Source organism: Bacillus sp. PK6-026 (assembly GCF_054161455.1).
The window spans coordinates 4,275,424-4,295,602 of record NZ_CP096418.1; the positions used below are offsets into that span (position 1 = coordinate 4,275,424).

At 47.0% G+C, this 20,179-nt stretch carries 17 protein-coding genes; 9 read left to right on the plus strand and 8 right to left on the minus strand.

All coding sequences use genetic code 11. The features are described 5' to 3' along the window. Nucleotides 1-99 precede the first annotated feature (99 nt). Nucleotides 100-1,524 (minus strand): alanine/glycine:cation symporter family protein, encoded by a 1,425-nt coding sequence (locus tag M1D59_RS21690; protein ID WP_023856858.1) that lies wholly within the window; start codon nucleotides 1,522-1,524, stop codon nucleotides 100-102. A 313-nt stretch (nucleotides 1,525-1,837) separates the two neighbouring features. On the opposite strand from M1D59_RS21690, the gene ald reads away from it, so the two are divergent. Next, nucleotides 1,838-2,968, plus strand: coding sequence for an alanine dehydrogenase (gene ald / locus M1D59_RS21695; RefSeq protein ID WP_020453571.1), 1,131 nt, complete (start codon nucleotides 1,838-1,840; stop codon nucleotides 2,966-2,968). Between the two features lie 162 nt (nucleotides 2,969-3,130). Here ald and M1D59_RS21700 read toward each other — a convergent pair whose 3' ends face one another. The 6 genes from M1D59_RS21700 to M1D59_RS21725 form a co-directional block, all read right to left on the minus strand. Next, a complete protein-coding gene (locus M1D59_RS21700) occupies nucleotides 3,131-4,405 on the minus strand; it encodes an arabinogalactan endo-1,4-beta-galactosidase (RefSeq protein ID WP_458117692.1) in 1,275 nt (424 codons plus the stop codon). 103 nt (nucleotides 4,406-4,508) lie between these two features. After that, the gene (locus M1D59_RS21705) at nucleotides 4,509-6,563 is read right to left on the minus strand and encodes a beta-galactosidase (RefSeq protein ID WP_026580391.1); all 2,055 of its coding nucleotides are present in this window, start codon (nucleotides 6,561-6,563) and stop codon (nucleotides 4,509-4,511) included. Nucleotides 6,564-6,598: 35 nt separating this feature from the next. Beyond that, nucleotides 6,599-7,438, minus strand: coding sequence for a sugar ABC transporter permease (locus M1D59_RS21710; protein ID WP_020453574.1), 840 nt, complete (start codon nucleotides 7,436-7,438; stop codon nucleotides 6,599-6,601). Between the two features lie 3 nt (nucleotides 7,439-7,441). Beyond that, nucleotides 7,442-8,698, minus strand: coding sequence for an ABC transporter permease subunit (locus tag M1D59_RS21715; RefSeq protein WP_458117693.1), 1,257 nt, complete (start codon nucleotides 8,696-8,698; stop codon nucleotides 7,442-7,444). Between the two features lie 81 nt (nucleotides 8,699-8,779). Next, complete coding sequence (locus M1D59_RS21720) at nucleotides 8,780-10,048, minus strand: sugar ABC transporter substrate-binding protein (RefSeq protein ID WP_448155821.1); 1,269 nt, start codon at nucleotides 10,046-10,048, stop codon at nucleotides 8,780-8,782. 142 nt (nucleotides 10,049-10,190) lie between these two features. Then, nucleotides 10,191-11,183: a LacI family DNA-binding transcriptional regulator gene (locus tag M1D59_RS21725; RefSeq protein WP_458117694.1), complete on the minus strand. Its 993-nt coding sequence runs from the start codon at nucleotides 11,181-11,183 to the stop codon at nucleotides 10,191-10,193. A gap of 241 nt (nucleotides 11,184-11,424) precedes the next feature. Here M1D59_RS21725 and M1D59_RS21730 point away from each other — a divergent pair, with 241 nt between their 5' ends. The 3 genes from M1D59_RS21730 to galT are packed head-to-tail and all read left to right on the plus strand — an operon-like array spanning nucleotide 11,425 to nucleotide 15,094. Next, nucleotides 11,425-12,594: a galactokinase gene (locus M1D59_RS21730; RefSeq protein WP_023856849.1), complete on the plus strand. Its 1,170-nt coding sequence runs from the start codon at nucleotides 11,425-11,427 to the stop codon at nucleotides 12,592-12,594. A 14-nt stretch (nucleotides 12,595-12,608) separates the two neighbouring features. After that, the gene (gene galE, locus M1D59_RS21735; RefSeq protein ID WP_025810522.1) at nucleotides 12,609-13,610 is read left to right on the plus strand and encodes a UDP-glucose 4-epimerase GalE; all 1,002 of its coding nucleotides are present in this window, start codon (nucleotides 12,609-12,611) and stop codon (nucleotides 13,608-13,610) included. Then, nucleotides 13,607-15,094, plus strand: a complete 1,488-nt coding sequence (gene galT, locus M1D59_RS21740) for a UDP-glucose--hexose-1-phosphate uridylyltransferase (RefSeq protein ID WP_023856847.1) — start codon at nucleotides 13,607-13,609, stop codon at nucleotides 15,092-15,094. Before galE ends, galT begins: the two co-directional genes overlap by 4 nt. A 35-nt stretch (nucleotides 15,095-15,129) precedes the next feature. Here galT and M1D59_RS21745 read toward each other — a convergent pair whose 3' ends face one another. Next, nucleotides 15,130-16,305 (minus strand): ROK family transcriptional regulator, encoded by a 1,176-nt coding sequence (locus M1D59_RS21745; protein WP_458117695.1) that lies wholly within the window; start codon nucleotides 16,303-16,305, stop codon nucleotides 15,130-15,132. A gap of 152 nt (nucleotides 16,306-16,457) precedes the next feature. On the opposite strand from M1D59_RS21745, the gene M1D59_RS21750 reads away from it, so the two are divergent. The 5 genes from M1D59_RS21750 to gntK all read left to right on the plus strand — a co-directional run bounded on the left by M1D59_RS21750 (nucleotide 16,458) and on the right by gntK (nucleotide 20,168). Next, nucleotides 16,458-16,883, plus strand: coding sequence for a MarR family winged helix-turn-helix transcriptional regulator (locus tag M1D59_RS21750; protein WP_020453582.1), 426 nt, complete (start codon nucleotides 16,458-16,460; stop codon nucleotides 16,881-16,883). Nucleotides 16,884-16,895: 12 nt separating this feature from the next. Continuing rightward, on the plus strand, nucleotides 16,896-17,288 hold the full coding sequence (locus tag M1D59_RS21755) for a rhodanese-like domain-containing protein (protein ID WP_146873690.1): 393 nt from the start codon (nucleotides 16,896-16,898) through the stop codon (nucleotides 17,286-17,288). Beyond that, nucleotides 17,282-17,716 carry an EVE domain-containing protein gene (locus tag M1D59_RS21760; protein ID WP_020453584.1) on the plus strand — a complete coding sequence of 145 codons (435 nt, stop codon included), beginning with the start codon at nucleotides 17,282-17,284 and terminating at the stop codon, nucleotides 17,714-17,716. Before M1D59_RS21755 ends, M1D59_RS21760 begins: the two co-directional genes overlap by 7 nt. A gap of 186 nt (nucleotides 17,717-17,902) precedes the next feature. Beyond that, a complete protein-coding gene (locus tag M1D59_RS21765) occupies nucleotides 17,903-18,634 on the plus strand; it encodes a GntR family transcriptional regulator (RefSeq protein WP_020453585.1) in 732 nt (243 codons plus the stop codon). Then, nucleotides 18,627-20,168, plus strand: coding sequence for a gluconokinase (gene gntK, locus M1D59_RS21770; protein ID WP_020453586.1), 1,542 nt, complete (start codon nucleotides 18,627-18,629; stop codon nucleotides 20,166-20,168). The genes M1D59_RS21765 and gntK overlap by 8 nt, the downstream gene beginning before the upstream one ends. Nucleotides 20,169-20,179: the final 11 nt, after the last annotated feature.

The following is a 20,179-nucleotide window of genomic DNA, read 5'->3' on the forward strand; positions in this document are numbered from 1 at the left end:
CTTCATTTCATAGTATCGACATTTTTCGTCAAAATTTGAGATCTTGTATGATTGTAAACAAAGAAAAAGCTCTGCCTGGAAGGCAGAGCTTTTAATTGATTAATGAATTGGTTTACTTGGCGGACCCGCCGATTTGGTATGTTCATAGAAGTGATGAAAATAATCATTTGTCTCTGCTTTGATAACTTTCCAAAGCAGCAGGATGGCGATCAGGTTTGGAATCATCATCAGCGCATTCGCCATATCGGCAAATGCCCAGACGGTGACGAGGTTGGCGACCGTCCCGATGCCGCAGGCGAGGATGTAGACCAGCCTGTAGCTCGCAATTCCTTTGGAACCGGCCAAATACTCGAAGCATTTTTCTCCGTAAACATACCAGCCGACAATTGTAGAGAACCCAAAGAAAATCACCGACAGCGACACAATATATTCGCCTGCCGCGCCGAGTACTGAGGCAAATGCCGCGCTCGTCAATGCCCCGCCTTCAAGGCTGGCATTATGGGCCACGCCGGATATCAAGCCGCCAGACGGATCCCAGAAACCGGTAATAATAAGGGTTAAACCGGTCATCGTACACACCACGATCGTAACGATAAATGTCCCGGTCATTGCGACGAGCGCCTGTTTTACCGGATGATCTGCACGCGCATTTCCGGCGATTAGCGCAGCCGTCCCAAGGCCTGCTTCGTTTGAAAAAATGCCGCGGGACACCCCGTTCCGAACGGCTTCAGATACGGCAATTCCAAGGAAACCGCCGGCTGCTGCCACAGGGTGGAAAGCATAATAGAAAATCAGCTCAAAAGCCGGAATAATCTTGTCATAATTCAAAATCAGAATCAAGATCGCCCCGCCCATGTAAAGAAAAGCCATGATCGGCACAAAGAAGCTGGCAACCGTGCTGATCCGCTGGATGCCGCCGAAGATGATGACGCTGACAAGAATGACGAGAATCAGCCCTGTCACCCAGTTTTCGATACCGAAGCTGTTCTTTGTAATATCGGCAATCGTATTGGATTGGACGCTGTTGCCTATCCCCAAAGCGGCAAAAGCTCCAAACAGCGCAAAAGCGATGGCGAGTCCTTTAAATCTGCGTCCGAGTCCGCGTTCGATATAATACATCGGCCCGCTAGAATATTCCCCTTTTTCATTTTTTACGCGGAATTTAACAGCAAGCAAGGCTTCCGCGTATTTCGTTGCCATGCCCAACAGCCCGACAACCCACATCCAGAAGATCGAACCCGGTCCGCCGAGTGTCAATGCCGTCGCGACACCTGCGATATTTCCGTTTCCGATCGTGGCGGCAAGCGCTGTCATTAAAGCTTTAAAATGGCTCACATCCCCTTCGGCAGCTGCGTCTTTGCTGTCTTCCTTGCCAAATCCGATCTTAAACGCATAGATCAGGCGGCGAAATTGCAGTCCTTTTAAAACAAACGTTAAAAATAAGCCTGTCCCAAATAATAAAATTAAACTGGGCGGCCCCCATAATACCTTATTAATCTTGCCTAGTATTTCTAAGATATCCATATGACTCACTCCCAACAAAGATAACGCTTTCATAGCTGCAAGAGATATTCTATCACAACGAAATATGGTTATGTTTGTGAAACGACACAAAATGTAATCGCTTACATTTGTTTTTTTAACAAAACTATTTTTTAAAGAAAAAAATTTTAATAGATAACTCCTCATATCAATCCTTTCACTTCATTCAACGTTCACCAATTTGTTAAATTTCACAAAAAAGCGCTTACATTTTTAATTTTACACACGATGCTCTTGCCGGTTCAGAGATTTATACTAGCGGTAGAATCATATTTCATTTGAGGGGGACGACATCATGATCATTGGAATTCCGAAAGAAATTAAAAACAATGAGAACCGTGTAGCCATTACGCCGGCCGGAGTAGTCGCGCTTAAAAAAAGCGGTCATCAAGTTTTAATCGAACAGGGAGCCGGACTTGGAAGCGGCTTTGAGGATGCTGACTACAAAGCAGCCGGGGCAGACATTTTGGTTGAAGCGAAGGATGTATGGGCAAAAGCGGATATGGTCATGAAGGTGAAAGAGCCGATCAGCTCTGAATACGGCTATTTCCGAAAAGGACTTGTTTTATTTACGTATCTGCACTTAGCAGCTGAGCCTGAGCTTGCGAAAGCGCTTGTGGACAGCGGCGTCACAGCCATCGCCTACGAAACGGTCGAAGTGAACCGGACGCTTCCGCTCCTGACTCCAATGAGTGAAGTCGCCGGACGCATGGCTTCACAGATCGGCGCGCAATTTCTTGAGAAATCAAAAGGCGGCAAAGGCATCCTGTTATCAGGCGTACCCGGCGTAAAACGCGGCAAGGTTACGATCATCGGCGGCGGAGTGGTCGGTACGAACGCTGCCAAAATCGCAGTCGGACTTGGCGCTGACGTCACTTTGATCGATTTGAGCGCTGAGCGCCTCCGCCAGCTCGATGACCAGTTCGGCAAAGACATTCAAACGCTTATGTCCAACCCGCTCAACATTGCGGAAGCCGTAAAAGACTCTGACCTTGTCATCGGCGCCGTCTTAATCCCTGGTGCAAAAGCGCCGAAACTTGTCACAGAAGAGATGATTCAGTCGATGTCCCCAGGCTCAGTTGTTGTAGACGTGGCGATTGACCAGGGCGGCATTATTGAAACGGTTGATAAAATCACCACGCATGACGATCCGACTTATACGAAGCACGGCGTTGTCCATTATGCAGTCGCCAATATGCCGGGAGCCGTTCCCCGTACTTCAACGATCGGCTTAACAAACGTCACTATGCCTTACGCTTTGCAAATCGCAAATAAAGGCGTTGAACAAGCAGTCGCCGAAAATCAGGCGCTCGCTCTCGGCGTCAACGTTGCAAACGGAAGCATCACCTACAAGGCCGTCGCGCGCGACCTTGGATATGAATACGTATCTGTAGAAGATGCATTTCAAACGGTAACCGCTGGTTAAGCGGACCCTATCTTTCTGTCAATTGAATGAAAACATTTTAATTACGCTTTCTGACTGTCCTTTCACGAAAAAAAGCCGGATATCATCCGGCCTTTTTTCATTCTGCTTTAAACCGCTTTCCGGCAAACGGCGTTCGCCTTCATCCGAGAAATCGGCTGCAAGTCAATTTTTGAATGGTGTTCCCGTATCAACATACTTAAATACATTCAGAGACGGCAATGGACGTCCTTTAAAATCAAACAATGCCTGATTGTCTACGGCGCTGCCGCCAAACCACTTTCCTGCGTCTTCCGGGTCGTATTCAGCGGCATAGCTTGTGGCCCAGCCTGATCCGTATGTCTCCCAAAGCGCTTTATTTTTCTCAAGCTGGCGTGCCGGTCCTACTGGAATCCATGCCGGTTCCCAATAGAAAACGCCGATTCCGGCTTCTCCTACATCGCTGACCGCTTGAATCACATCACGGACCGCGTTCGCCTGTCCTTGAACGGTGACCGGGTAATTGAGCGTTTGACCGTTTCTAGGGGCTGTATTTTCGTGTCCGTCTCCGTCTTCAGCCGTATACGTATAAGATGTCTCGGCTACCATGACCTTTTTGCCGTACGTATCCGCGACGGATGTCAGGACGGATGTTAGATTCTTCAGTGTGCCATGCCAAAATGGATAATACGAGCTTGCAAATACATCATAGTCGACATGGTGCCGGTGAAGCGTCTCGGCAATCCAAGCGTACCTGCCGGACGTCTCCGGATTGGTAAAATGCAAGGCGACTAAAATATTCGAATCCGTCTCCCGGACCGCTTGGCTCCCCGCATTGAATAATTGGCTTATCTTCGCCCAGTCCGTTTCACCGGCAAGACCCCCGTTTGTTTCGTTTCCGACCTGTACCATGCCGACGTTGATGCCCGCTGCTTTCATCGCTTCAAGGCTTTGTTTGGTATATCGGTAAAGCGCCGTTTTTTTATCTTCAAAGTTTAGGTTTGCCCATGCTTTTGGCGCTTTCTGTTTCGCCGGGTCCGCCCAGAAATCGGAATAGTGGAAATCCGCCAGCAGCTTCATTCCGTTGGCAGTGGCCCGTTTTCCGATCTGAATCGCTTTTTTCAGATCATTATTGCCCCCTCCATAGCCATTGCCGTTGGCATCATAGGGATCATTCCAGATGCGCACCCGGACATAATTGGCGCCTGCTTCCTTCAGCGTTTTGAATATATCCTGTTTCTTTCCGGATTCATTGTAAAAGGCGACGCCGCTCTCTTCCAAAGCGATGATACTCGAAACATCAACCCCTTTTATAAAATCCTTGTGAAGCCCTGAAACCTTTTCGACAAAAAGGCCGCTTTCTGCCGCCTTGGAACCTCTGGCGGCTTCCGCCGGACCGCCGGTTCCAAGTGCGCCCAAAACAACAATCAGCACCACAAAAACAGCCACCACGTTTTTCATGAATCTCGCTTCTCCCCTTTCATGATTGACACACGCTAAACAGAAAACGCTTTCATTATTTTTTCAAGAGAAACACCCACATTAAAGCGGATGTCCCCCGGGCTTATTTTTTTGTTTTTACCGCTATTCTGGCTTCATATTTTTCCAATGTGATTTCGCCGGTCAGCGTTTCTCCGGTCAGCATATCTTTAACGGCCGACTCCAACACGACGGGCTGGCGTTTTTCTGTGAAATTCATGATGAAAATATAATCATTTTCTTCATCCTGTCTGACTTGAACGGAGACGCCAGGCTGATGTTTCACATCAAAAGCCGGTTGAATCGATAGCTCTTTGATCAATGTTTCATAAAAATCCCGATGAAATTGGCTGCTTAAGCGCGCACCGATATAGTACGTCTTCCCCTGTTTGTATGAATGGCTTGTAACAGCCGGCGTGTCCGCATAAAAATCGTCCTCATAGAATCCCACGGGATCTGCCGTATCCAGCTTCAGCACGGTCGCATAATCTTTCAGCTCATAGGACCGGTTTTGATAACGGACCCTATTTTTGTCGCCCGGATAGAGCGTATCGGTTTCAACAGGTTCCATGCCAAACATCTCTTGCAGATCTTGCGGCCATCCGCCTAAATAGGTCAGGTCAGATTCGTTGACGATTCCGCTAATATACGTCATCACCAATGTGCCCCCGTTTGCAGCAAAGGCTTTTAAACGCGCGATTGTTTCTTCACTTGCTAAGTAAAGCATCGGAACGATCAGCAACCGGTACGGCGAAAAATCCTGTTCCTTCGTAATCACGTCGACTGGAATATCACGCTCCCAAAACGCGCGGTAGTGCTCGTGCAAGGTTTGGGGATACCGCTTGGTTTTCATCCCGAATCCTTGTGCATCTTCGAGCGCCCAATGGGTTTCCCAATCATAGAGGATCGCGACATTCGCGGGCCGGGTCGTTCCGACGACTTCAGACAGTTCATCAAGGGTTTGCCCCACTTTTGCCACTTCTTTAAATACGCGGTTCTCGGAACAATTGTCATGGCCGACAACCGCACCGTGAAATTTTTCCGATGAGCCGCGGGATTTCCGCCATTGAAAATAGAGAATGCTGTCAGATCCGTGGGCGATCATCTGCATAGAAGACAAGAGATGCATACCCGGCCGTTTCGCTTTATTAAAATTGTGCCAATTGACAGCGCTTGGCGTCGATTCCATTAAAAGAAACGGCTGCTGTTTCAGGCTGCGGTACAAATCATTGATAAAGCCGACTTTCATGGCCAAATCAGCTGTGCTTTCCCAATCATTGTGCCAGGCGGGATACGCGTCCCAGCTGATCACGTCCAGATGCTTGGCAAACTTGCTGTAGTCCAGCCCTTGAAATGGAATGAGATCATGCGTGTCAGCCATAAAGTTGGTCGTAATCGGAATATTCGGCGTGATTTCCTTCAACGGAACGATTTCATTTTGAAAGAAAGAGATCGTCTGATCAGTGACGAAGCGGCGCCAGTCCAAATTCAAGCCGTGCACCGCATTTTCACCGATCGGAGACGGCGATTCAATCTGTGACCAATCGTTGAAGGTATGGCTCCAAAAAGGCGTCCACCATGCATCATTCAAAGATTTAAGATCATTGTTGTACTTCTTTTTCAGCCAGTCTCTAAAAGCGTGCTGGCATTGATGACAATGGCATTCTCCTCCGTATTCGTTGGAGACATGCCACATCAAAAGGGCAGGATGGCTGCCGTACCTTTCAGCCAGCAAGCGGTTGATCTTTCTCGTTTTTTCACGGTATACGTATGAAGTGAAGCAATGATTGTGCCTTCCGCCATGCAGCTGCTTGACACGTTCCGCATTGACGCGCAGCACTTCCGGATATTTTTGCGACAGCCAAGCAGGACGGGCGCCGCTCGGTGTCGCCATTATAATCCGTCCGCCGTTCCGGTGAATGTTCTCAAACATATCATCCAGCCATTCAAACGTATAGACGCCTTCCTCCGGCTCAAGAGCGCTCCATGAAAAAATCCCCACTGAAAATGTATTCGTATGGGCAAGCTTCATCAGCTTAATATCATCTGCAAGAATATCCGGACGGTCAAGCCATTGATCCGGATTGTAGTCTCCCCCGTGAAGCATGTATTTTGCTTGTGTCGTATAAATTTTTGGCATAATACTCTCCTTTTTTAGACCATATTCTTCTCGGACTATCCTTTCGTTCCGCCTGCCGTCAACCCTGATACAAAGTTCTTTTGCAGCATGATAAAGATGACGGCTACCGGAATGCTGATCAAAATGGCGCCGGCGGCAAACGTCGTATAGCTGGCTCCCATGACTTCATTGACTAAATTGTATAAACCGATCGGCAATGTATACGACTCCGGCGTCCGCAATATGGTCGAAGACAAAACGAAATCCCCGAGCGGTCCGGTGAATCCGTTCATGGCGACGACCGCGATCATCGGTTTGGATAGCGGCATAATAATCTGCAGAAAAATCCTTGTATTGCTAGCGCCGTCAATCTTAGCGCTCTCATCCAAATCGATGGGAATGGAATCCATATACCCCTTCATCAAATACGTGTTCATCGGTATAAGCCCGCCGATGTACAGCAAAATCAGCAGCCAATGGCTGTTCATCATTCCGAGCATCTGCGCTAAAACGAAGAGCGCAACCAAAGCCGAAAATTGAGGAATCATTTGCAGCAGCATGAATAAAACTAAAGCGTTTTTTCTACCTTTAAAACGAAACCGTGAAAAAGCATAAGCTGTAAAAGAAACACTGATAATTGATCCGATCATCGTAAAGATGCTGATTTTAAGCGAGTTTATATACCATTGCCCGTATTGAAGGCTCTCTTTTCCTGCAAATAATTCTCTATAGTGATCCAATGTCGGATTTGCCGGAATGATAGAAGTACTGACCAAACTGTTGCCGGGATTAAAGCTGGCTCCCACCGTCCAAAGCAGAGGATATATGATAACGGCTGTCATAAAAACCAACAGAGAATAGGTCAGAAGGAGCCGAAAGAATCTTCTTTTCTTCATATGTTAAGCCCCCTCTTTGAAAGAATTTGTCCGTCTGAACTGCCACAGCGCGATCGAGATGACAAAGACCGACAGCAGGATCGTCAATGCGGCGGCTAAAGAGTACTGGCTCGACTGCATCGTCAATTTGTAAATCCAGGACACCAGAATGTCGGTTCCTCCCGCTGTTGACCCGGGAACAGCTGGACCGCCTCCATTGAATAGATAGATAATGTTGAAGTTATTAAAGTTAAAAGTGAATTGCGTGATGATAATCGGCGCCATTGCGATTAAAATCAGCGGCATTGTGATATGCCTGAATTTCGAAAACGCGGACGCGCCGTCAATTGTCGCCGCTTCATACAGGTCGTCCGGAATCGACTGCAGAACACCGGTCGTCACAATAAACACATAAGGAAAACCGAGCCACCCCTGCATGAGGATAAGCGCCAGCTTCGTCCAATTGGCATTCGTCATCCAAGGAATCGGATCGATACCGAATGCGGCGAGGATTTGATGATTGAATGCACCGAAGCTGTCATTAAAGAGGCCGGCAAACACAAGAATGGTAACAAAGCCGGGCACGGCCCAAGGCAAAACCAGAATCGTCCGGAAAAATTTCTTGAAGCGGACTTCCTTCTGATTGACGACAACCGCCAACAAAATTCCCAACCCGACTTGGAGCGTGGAAGCGACAAGCGTCCAGACAATGGTCCAAGCTAAAACATCCAAAAAGGTCGACCGCCAAATATCAACGGTGAAAATTTCGGAAAACGTTTTAAGCCCTACCCAATCGACAAGGTGGGCAGGCGGAGAATGGTAGAGGTTATAATTTGTAAAAGCTAATGCAAAGCTGAACAAAATCGGAAAAACAACGGCGAAAATCAAAATGAACAGTGATGGTCCGCTGATGAGATACGGATATCCCTGAGCCATTAAATTATGATATTGTTCCTTGAGTGAACTGAGCTCCTTTTGTTCATCGCGCCGCTTTCCGTTTCGGTAGGCATCCCGCAAATTGGCGTAATAGACAGCCAGCCCAAAACCGGTGACAATCACGGCGATGATGCCTTCTGCCAATAGAAAAATCGAGTTATCGCGCGGCACTTCGGTTCCAAGCGTAAACAGGCCCCACAGCCCCATATTCAGCAAATCGCCAAAAACCGCAAAGAACGAGACGCCTAAAAGAAGGAATAACAGACCCTTTATCCATTGTTTATTGTAGAATTGGCCCAAACCGGGAATGATTGATAATAGTAAAGCTTTTTTGCGATGCTGCACCTTCTCTTTCACCTCTTTATATGGACGTCCTGATCATAAATGGCGCCAAACTTAAGACAAGTTTGACACCAATGCTGCGGCTTATTTGCTGCCGCTGTGCTTCGCTTTGATCTGTCCTTGTATCGTTTCCGCGGCTTGATCAAGCGCTTTTTTCGGTTCCGCTTTTCCGGTTGCGATCGTTTGCAGAGCCGCATCCGCCGGCGTCCATACTTCATTCATCTCAGGAATATTCGGCGTCAACTCTGAGTACTGAGATTGCTCGGCAACAGCTTGAGCCGCTTCGCTTTTTGTGACGGCAGGATCATCCGCCAGTTCTTTGACAGCGGGAACTTCTTTTGTGATCTCATATCTCTTCTTTGAGTTTTCTTTATTGGCGAGAAAGACGGCTAATTCTTCCGCTAGATCGGCATTCTTCGAATAAGCGCTTACATTGTAGCTCTTCACGCCGACAAAAGAACTCATATGTTTGCCGTTGGACAGCTTAGGCAGCTTGGCAACCCCGTAGTCGATGCCCGCTTTTTTGAACGGTTCCAGATTCCACGGACCAGAAATAATCGCTGCTGCTTTTCCTTCCGTAAACAGCGATTCCAGCACATTGATGCCTTGCTCCCCAATAATTCCGGCAGGGAACAGCCCTTCTTGATAAAACTTCTGAATGTACTCGGCTCCTTCAACTGCACCTTTGTTATTCAAGCCGAGATCAACCGGATCATAAGTGCCGTCTGCATCGCTCTTAAAAATGTAGCCGCCGTATCCTCCCATGACGCTCTGTGCATAATAAATCTGGTCAAACAGCGCCAGGAAGCCGAATTTTTTGCCGTCAGCCGTTTTTTTCGAATACTCATACCATTCATCCAGCGTTTTCGGCAGTTCTTTTTCAGAAATCAAATCTTTATTATAGTAGAGCATCGTCGTTTCGACCGCTTTCGGCAGGCCGTAGACCTTGCCGTTTGTCACCTGGGATCTCATTGCCGGTTCCGTATAGATCGATTGGATTTCTTTGTCCACCTTTAATTCCTTGATCAAACCTTCCGTTACCGCTGTTCCGATTTGATCTCCAGGCATCGTTAACACATCAGGCCCCGTTCCTGCCGGTCCATCCATCCGCAAGTCCTCGATCTGCTTTGCGTAAGGCTTTTCGACGATTTTGACAGATACGCCGTGCTCTTTTTCAAACTGGGCAACGGCATCTTTAATGCCTTCGCTTTTTTCTTTATCTTCCCAGACCACGAGTTCCTTTTGCTTCGAGCCTGATGCTTCATTGCTGCTCTCTTTAGGTCCGCAGGCAGTTAAAGACAAACTGAGAGCAATCACACTGCTGATTCCAACATATTTTTTCATATTCATCATTTGTCTCATTCCTTTTATTGGATTGAAAGCGTTTTACAAAAACAATATAGCATGTCTAAGAAAAAGTGTAAACAATTATTTTACTGACTATAGTAAAATGTTTTACGAAAAAGGCGCGGCTTTTGAACAGCCCGCGCCTTTTTTAATTGGTGCTTTTCCTGACCACCAGTTCTGCACCGATATATAGCGTTTTTACAGCTTTTCTCTTTTCAAGTATTTGTTCAAGAAGCAATTCAATGGCGTTTTTGCAAAGTTCTTTAATATCGATATGGAATGTCGTCAGCGGCGGAGATACGTATTTCGCCACACTGATGTTGTTGATGCTGATGACGCTCACCCTGCCCGGGATGGCGACCCCTTTTTCATTTAAAGCCTGAAGGCAGCCTACGGCGATCGGATCCGCCGCTGTAAAGAAGGCCGTCGGCAGCTTTTCGCTCAATGTTTCAACCGCTTTATCCATCAGATGGTAGCCGTTTTCCACAGAAAATCCCCTGCGGCAAAAAATAAAGCCTTCCTCCAAGAGCCCTTTTTCCCTCATATAATCGCGAAACGTTCGTTCCCTTACGTCCATTTCGTCTTCATCGGTATTGGGATTGTGGTACGTGCCTCCGATAAAGCCGATCTTTTCATGCCCTTTTTCGATAAGAAAGTCCACCGTTTTCCTCGTCATCTGCTTTAAGTCCGGCCTGACTGAATCAAAATGATTCGGATCCGGCGTCGAATCGATAAATACTCCGTGAGGCGTCATCTGCCTTAACCGGTTTAATTCATCATCTGAAAATGATCCGACCGCAATGAATCCTTCAATGTTTTCGGGGATGGCGTCAATACCCCCCGAAATTTTATACGTCGTCAGTTCAACGTTGAATTGCTTTGCGAGCTTCTCGATTTCCAGCCTCATCGTTTTAAAATACACGTCTTCGAGTTCCTCTTTATCCGTCAGCCAGTACAGAAACGCGATGTTTTTTACCAGTGTTCTGATCGTTTTTTTGCGGTAGTTCAGGCTTTCCGCCACTTCAAATATTTTCTCCCGCGTCTCATCGGGTACGGACAGGCTTTCGTCGTTATTTAATACGCGGGAAACCGTCGAGATGGAATACCCCGCCTTTTCTGCAACATCTTTTATCGTCGCCACGATTGCAAAACCTCCATGAACATCTTTCATATTTTTTAGTAAAATATTTTACTAATTTAACGTTGATTTTTGTAAAAGTCAAGTGCTGATTGCCCTATCCCCGCCAATAAGGATTTTACATGAAAACGTTTCATTTGAAAAAACACTTTTTATTGCACCAATTGAAAACCCGTAGTAAACTGGGGTTAAACTTAATTAAATTAATTTATTAAGTCTGCACGTCAAACGAATGGGAGGATATATGAATACTGCAGCCGCTTTATCAAACGACTTTCGCTCTATTTTTAAGACAGAACAGACACCGCGAACCTTTTTTGCTCCGGGAAGAATCAACTTAATCGGCGAACACACGGATTATAATGGAGGGCATGTTTTCCCCGCTTCGATTTCATTTGGCACCTATGCCCTTGGCGTGAAACGAGATGATCAAATGATTCGTTTCTATTCAAAGAACTTCCCTGACAAAGGCATAATTGAATGCAGCTTGAGCGATTTAGCCTTTGACCGGTCTGACGGCTGGGCCAACTATCCGAAAGGAATGTTCCTTTTGATGAAAGCAGCAGGCCACCAAATCGTTCACGGCGCCGATATTTTGTATTACGGAAATATTCCGCACGGGGCGGGCCTCTCTTCTTCCGCATCGATTGAACTTGCGACAGGCGTTCTTTTAAAAGGGCTTTATGGTTTGCAGACAGACACGATCTCCATGGTTAAGCTCGGACAAAAAGTCGAAAACGAATACATCGGCGTAGGCAGCGGCATTATGGACCAATTTGCGATCGGCATGGGGAAAAAGGATCACGCGATTTTGTTAGACTGCCAAACACTTCATTACACATACGCTCCCTTCGTATTGAAGGAACACGATGTGATCATCATCAATACAAACAAACAGCGGACGCTGGCCGGATCTAAATATAATGAAAGGCGGGCCCAATGCGAAGAGGCGCTCCGCGATCTGCAGCAGGAGTTATCGATTGCAAGTCTGGGCGAAATGACGGCGGAAGCATTTGAAGCTCATCAGCACCTCATCCGAGATGAAATTAATCGAAAACGCGCCAAGCATGCGGTGTACGAAAATGCCCGGACGCTGAAAGCGCTGGGGAAACTTCGCGGGGACGATCTCGCCGGGTTCGGCAAGCTGATGAATGAATCTCATATGTCTTTAAGGGATGATTATGAAGTGACAGGGCTGGAGCTTGATACCATTGTCCAGGTGGCTTGGGAACAAGACGGCGTCCTGGGTGCACGCATGACCGGCGCCGGGTTCGGCGGCTGTGCGATTGCGATTGTAGAAAAAGACCGGACAGACAGCTTTAAAGAACGCGTGAATGCCGTCTACCGCGAAACGGTTGGCTATGATGCCGCATTTTATACTGCGGCGATAGGCGACGGCGCCAAAGAAATATAGAAAGGGGAATGGATATGAGTGTGTTGGTTTTGGGCGGTGCCGGCTATATCGGTTCACACGCCGTGTATCAATTATTGGACAGGGGCGAAACCGTCGTTGTCGTTGACAACCTTGAGACCGGCCAAAGACAGGCCGTACATCCTGCGGCAGTCTTTTATGAAGGGGATGTGCGCGATCGCGACTTCCTCCGCACTGTTTTCGAAAAGGAACGTATTGAAGAAGTGATCCACTTCGCCGCCAGTTCACTTGTCGGCGAATCAATGAAAGATCCGCTTAAATACTACGACAACAATGTATCCGGGACACAGGTTTTGCTTCAGACGATGCTTGAGCACGATGTGAAAAAAATCGTATTCTCCTCGACGGCGGCCGTCTACGGAGAGCCTGAATCGGTGCCGATCACAGAAGACATGCCGACGAGGCCGACAAGCACCTACGGGGAAACGAAACTGATCATGGAGAAGCTCATGAAGCGGACTGAAGAAGCCCATGGAGTCAGCTTTGTGTCTCTCAGGTACTTTAATGTCGCAGGAGCAAGGGAAACGGGAGAGATCGGAGAAGACCATCATCCGGAAACACACCTGGTCCCCATCATCCTGCAAACCGCTCTCGGACAAAGACCGCATATTACGATTTTTGGGGATGACTATGATACGCCCGACGGCACGTGCATCCGCGACTATGTTCATGTCGAAGACCTGATTGACGCTCATCTGTCGGCTTTGGACTATTTAAGAGAAGGCGGCAAAAGCGATATATTCAACCTCGGCAGCAGCGAAGGATTTTCGGTGAAAGAAATGATTGATGCGGCGAGAAAGGTCACCGGCAAAGACATTCCCGCCGAGATCGGCAAGCGCAGAGCCGGCGACCCGAGCATCCTGATTGCCGGCTCTGACAAAGCAAAGCAAGTCCTGGGCTGGAGGCCTTCGCGCACTTCTGTAGCAAAGATCATTGAAGACGCCTGGAAGTGGCATTCATCACATCCAAACGGGTACAGGAAGGAAGTGTCAACATGATTGAACCAGACATAGCCGGACTCATTCAAAAAGCGCTTGAAACAGGGTTAATCGAACCGGATGACGTGAACTACGCACGCAACCAAGTGATGAACCTGCTGGGTCTGGACTCGTTTCCCGAAGAAGCCCCTGCGGCTTCCGGCGACTCCATCCCCGACCTTTTGGAAAGACTCGCCGCTTATGCAATTGAACACGGCGTCATAACCGACGACGCAGACGCGAAAGACATGCTGGCGGCAAATGTGATGAATTGCTTTGTTGCAAGACCTTCTGTCATCAATGCCGTGTTTCAGCAAAAATACGAGCAATCGCCGCTGGAGGCGACCGCCTATTTTTATCAGCTCAGCAAAAACAGCAACTATATCCAGACAAAACGAATTGAAAGAAATATTTCGTATCAGGCAGATACACCTTACGGCACAATGGATATTACGATCAATTTGTCAAAGCCGGAAAAAGACCCTGAGCAAATCAAACGGGAGCGCGCCGCTGCAAAACGAGCACGCAGCTATCCGACGTGCCTGCTGTGCAAAGAAAATGAAGGGTATGCAGGACGAATCGGGTATCCCGCCCGGGCGAACCACAGGATTATTAAAGTCCCGCTCGCCGGAGAAAACTGGTATTTTCAATATTCTCCATATGCTTACTATAACGAGCACAGCATTTTATTTTCTGAGCAGCATCGGCCGATGAAAATTGATAAGCTTGCCTTTCACAGGCTGCTTGTTTTTACAGAGCTGTTTCCGCATTATTTTATCGGATCGAATGCCGATTTGCCGATCGTCGGCGGGTCTATTTTAAGCCATGACCATTATCAAGCCGGACGATATGAGTTTGCGATGACGCGCGCAGAAGACGCGTTCTCCTTTCAAATCAAACAGCATCCGGACATCGAAGCCTCTGTTTTAAAATGGCCGATGTCTGTCATCCGCTTGAAAGGAACGGCGATCAACAGCCTTGTCGATGCGGCGGATCATATTTTTCAGACTTGGAAAAACTACTCGGATCAACAAGCGGATATTACGGCTTTTACTGGTGAAACGCCTCATAACACGATTACGCCTATTGCAAGAAACATGAGCGGTGTTTTTGAAATCGACCTTGTGCTCAGAAACAACCGGACATCTGCCGAGCATCCATACGGCATATTCCACCCGCATGCTGACGTTCACCATATTAAGAAAGAAAATATCGGCTTAATCGAAGTGATGGGCCTGGCCGTTCTTCCTCCCCGCTTAAAGACCGAACTGGCAGGTGTCCAAGAATTCCTGCTCGGTCAGTCAGATGCCGTTGAAGCGCATCACCGGGAATGGGCCGAACAGCTCAAAACCGAATACGGAGAGCTGTCCGGGCCGAAGCATGCTGAATCAATTGTACGAAAAGAACTTGGCCGGAAATTTGTTAAAGCCCTTGAGGATGCCGGGGTATTCAAAAACCGCGAAGCTTTCATGCGCTTCATCCACACGGTCAATCGTCAGGGGTAAGGCTTCACCGGTGTTAAAACAGGCGAAAAAAAGGCTTATTTTAACACCGGATCAAACAGCTCCGCCAACAGCAATGAAACGGCTCCGTAAAGCGTCGCTTCATCGCCGAGCTTCGTTATCGTCACCTCTGTCTGCCTCGCTTCGGCTGTTAAGGCTTTCTGCTGTATCGTTTCTCGTATCGCCGGCAATATGAACCTCCCGCCTTTCATCACTCCGCCGCCCAGCACGATTTTGCCCGGATTGACAAGATGAATGAAGTTGGTCAGCCCGATTCCGATCATCACACCGGTTTCCCGAAAGAGTTCGATACACGTTTGGCAGCCGTTCTCGGCCATTTCAAACAAATCTTTGGCTGTCAGGCTGTCCGGACTTTCTTTTAACCGTTTGTTTCCCCGCTTGGCAATCGCTTTACCGCTCACAATCGTCTGCAGGCAGCCCCGGTTGCCGCACTCGCACTTTTCTCCATTAATATCAATGATCATATGGCCCAGTTCCCCTGCGATTCCTTCCGCTCCATGGTACAGTTTTCCGTTGATGACAATCCCCGCACCGACACCGCGGCCGATGTTTACGGCCGCCATACTGCCGCCTGCATCATCGCGGCCGCCGAACCACGATTCGCCAAGCGCCATCGCCCTGGCATCGTTTTCAACTCTGACCGTTAAGTTGAATTCTTGTTCCAGCACATCTTTAATGGGAATATTGGTTAGGTTTAAAATCGGGGCGATGCGTGACATTCCTGTTTCAGCATCGACGACCCCGTGCATTGCGATGCCGATCCCGATGATCTTTTCCTGATTGACATCGGCCCGTCCCAAAATCGCATAAACATTTTCTTTTAAAACATCAATGAACATCTCGTTTGTCAGCGGTTTTTTCAGCAGGCTGGATGTCCGCTGCAGTATCCCTCCGGCTAAATCGGTTAAGATGCACTCCACCGTCTCAGGCCCGGCATCAATGCCAATGACATAATAGGCACCTGTGTTGATGTGCAGCATTGTCGGCTTCCTTCCGCCGCTCGAATGGCCGAGCGTGCTTTCTTTCACGAGCCCTTGTTCGATCAACTCTTTGACAATGCTTGAGACCGTGGGAGGGGTAATCTTTGTTTCCTTGGCGATCTCGGCTCTCGAAATCGGCTCTGAAGTTCTGATTTTATTAAGAATGATCGATTTGTTCACCGATTTCATTAATTGAAATGTACCGCGTTGCATGTGAAATCCTCCATTTACACCATATCGTAGGTTTTATTGTACCACGGTTAATTAATTAAATTAACAAACGAAAACAAGAAGGCTTGCGTTCAAAAATATAATCAGTTATACTGACTATATTGTTTGGTGATTATTTTAGGTGGTGATGATTTTTGAAACAGTTAAGTCAATTTTACGGATTTTTGCTAGGAAAGGTTCTTCAGCAAATGGAGGATCAATTTGCTGATGTTCTCGCTCCGTATAGCTTGAATGCCAGGCAATTCGGAGTACTTGTATTTATTGAAGAAAACCCTTTTTCTTCTCAAAAACTGATTTCTGAACAACTGCAGATCGACCGTACGACAATGGTGAGCCATGTTGACCATTTAGAAGCTTCAGGCTTTGTGGAAAGGACAAAAAACGCAAGTGATCGCAGGGCATACAGCCTAATCCTTACTGAAAAAGGCAGCGATGTACTGTCATCATGCAAACAGGTTTTAGTACAGACAGAATATGAGGTTTTATCCCCTCTGACTGACAATGAAAAAAAATTATTTAAAGATTTGCTTTTAAAAGTATGGAAAAAGTATAAAAACTAGGAGGCATACCCTATGAATTCACTCGATTTTTTTAATGCACGTTTAGAAGCCACCATTAGTCCAATGGATTATTTTAAATCTTCAAAGGATCACCCTGAAAAATATTTTTTAATAGATGTAAGAAACGGGCCAAGCGAAGTCAGGAGTTTGACGATAAAAGGTGCTCAAGCGATACCTGAACACGATCTCCCTCATCGATTAGAGGATATTCCAAAAGATAAAGAAATCATTGTGTACTGCTGGGATGTCTGGTGCAATACGGCATCTAAAGCAGCTAAATTTTTATTAGAAAAAGGCTATCAAGTGAAAGAGCTGACCGGAGGGATCGCGGCATGGAGAGAAATGAATTTTCCTGTGTCAGCATGCACCGAAGGGGATACTGACAAGGATGCTTGCGGATGCTGAATGGAATGAAAAGAAGGTATTGGATCGGCGTAGCTTCGCGCGATCACGTCTTGAAGGGTGTATCCGGAGGCTTTGCTCAACTTTGCCACGGAAAAGAGGCGCCTTTAAAAAGAATGAATCCCGATGATTGGATCATTTATTACTCGCCAAAACAAAATCTCAAAGATGATGCGCCCTATCAAAAGTTTACAGCTGTAGGGGAAGTGAGTGATAACAGAGTTTACAAGGTTCATGCGGGAGAAGGATTCTCACCTTACAGAAGGAAGATCAACTTTTTAAAATGCCGGGAAACGCCGATCCACCCATTCATTCCTAACCTCTCTTTCATCAAAAACAAACGGCACTGGGGTTATTCCTTTCGATTTGGGCACATAGAAATTAGCGAACATGACTTCAAACTCATCGTTAAACAAATGGTCAAAATATAAAGGGCAGCTGCTCCCTTTATATTTTTTTGCTTTAGTGGAGTATTTCGAGCGCATTGGCAAAACAAATCGTTTTATAAATGGAAAAAATTTTTCGGAAAATTTGAAATGAAAGTGTTTGCATAATCAAAATAATCGCGTTATCATACTTGTATACAAGTATACTCGTATAACTAGGAAGGTGAGTGTATGAGCCAATCTAAAAATCTTTTATATCCGGAGAAGTGGCTTTCAAGAGCTTCAACAGGTGTTCGCGTCGCATGCGAGCTGAGAATGCGCATTATTTCCGGCTTGATTGAAAGCGGTACCATTTTATCTGAAAATAAATTGGCTGCGGAATTCTCGGTGAGCCGGTCTCCCATCCGCGAGGCTTTAAAAATACTGGCATCGGAAAAAATCATCCGTTTGGAACGGATGGGCGCCGTTGTCATCGGTTTAACCGAAAAAGAAATTGGAGAAATTTATGATGTGCGTCTGGTGATGGAAACATTCGTATTCGAACGGCTTGGACGGGCCAATGTCGACGAACTGGTAACAGACCTCAGCAAAATATTGGAGATGATGAAAGTCTCCATCAAATACAAAGATGCCGACGAGTTCTCATTTCAAGACGTCTTATTTCACGAAACGATTGTCCGCTCCATCAATCATTCTTACATTTTGATGATATGGAACAATCTCAAACCTGTGATGGAAAGCTTTATTCTTTTATCCATGCGGGCCCGCTTAAAAGAAAAATACGAAGACTTTGAACGAATTCTCGATAACCATGAACTTTATATCAAAGCGATCAAAACGAAAGACAGGGATCTGATGCTTAAATCCCTACATCAAAATTTCGATGACGTGCAAGGTAAAGTTGAAGATCTGTGGCTGTCGCAACAAATGCTGGCGAAAGGGGCCGAACAAGAAAATGACTAGTTATATGTTAGGCATAGATATCGGTACGACAAGCACGAAAGCGGTTTTATTCAGTGAAAAAGGGGACGTGATCCAAAAGGAAAGCATCGGCTACGCGCTTTACACACCGGACATCTCGACCGCTGAGCAAAACCCGGATGAGATTTTTCAGGCCGTCATCCAGTCAACGGCGAAAATCATGCAGCAGCATCCTGACAAACAGCCGTCATTCATTTCATTCAGCAGCGCGATGCACAGCGTGATTGCGATGGACGAAAACGACAAGCCGCTCACCTCCTGCATCACTTGGGCAGACAACAGAAGCGAAGGCTGGGCTCATAAAATCAAAGAAGAAATGAACGGGCACAATGTCTATAAACGGACGGGAACGCCGATTCATCCGATGGCGCCGCTAAGCAAAATCACATGGATTGTAAACGAGCATCCTGAAATCGCTGTCAAAGCAAAAAAATATATCGGAATCAAAGAATATATTTTTAAAAAGTTATTTGATCAATATGTCGTCGATTACTCCTTAGCTTCGGCGATGGGAATGATGAATCTCAAAACATTGGCCTGGGACGAAGAAGCACTGGCCATTGCAGGCATCACACCCGACCACCTATCAAAGCTCGTTCCGACAACAGCCATTTTCCATCACTGCAATCCGGAACTGGCGGCGATGATGGGAATTGATCCGCAAACGCCATTTGTCATCGGTGCCAGCGACGGCGTGCTTTCCAACCTCGGCGTCAACGCGATTAAAAAAGGCGAAATCGCCGTCACTATTGGGACAAGCGGTGCGATTCGCACGATTATCGATAAACCGCAAACCGATGAAAAAGGCAGAATCTTTTGCTATGCCTTAACTGAGAATCATTGGGTCATCGGCGGGCCAGTCAACAACGGCGGGATCGTCCTTCGCTGGATTAGAGATGAATTTGCATCATCAGAAATCGAAACGGCAAAACGTCTCGGCATTGATCCGTACGATGTCTTGACCAAAATTGCCGAACGCGTCAGGCCGGGTGCCGACGGACTGCTGTTCCATCCATACCTCGCAGGCGAACGGGCGCCGCTCTGGAATCCGGATGTGCGCGGTTCATTCTTCGGCCTCACCATGTCGCATAAAAAAGAACACATGATTCGCGCGGCATTGGAAGGGGTTATTTACAATCTGTACACCGTCTTCCTGGCGTTGACAGAATGCATGGACGGTCCAGTTGCCCGAATTCAGGCGACCGGAGGTTTCGCAAGGTCTGACGTATGGCGGCAAATGATGGCCGATATTTTCGAATCGGAAGTCGTCGTGCCGGAAAGCTATGAAAGCTCTTGTCTCGGAGCCTGCATTTTGGGGCTGTACGCGACAGGGAAAATCGATTCATTCGATGTCGTCTCCGACATGATCGGAAGCACGCACAGACACGCGCCGAAAGAAGAATCGGCCAAAGAATACAGAAAATTAATGCCGCTTTTTATCAACTTATCTCGAGCACTTGAAAACGAATATACACAAATTGCAAATTATCAAAGAAGCTTATCCAGCAAAAAATAGGGGAGAATTGG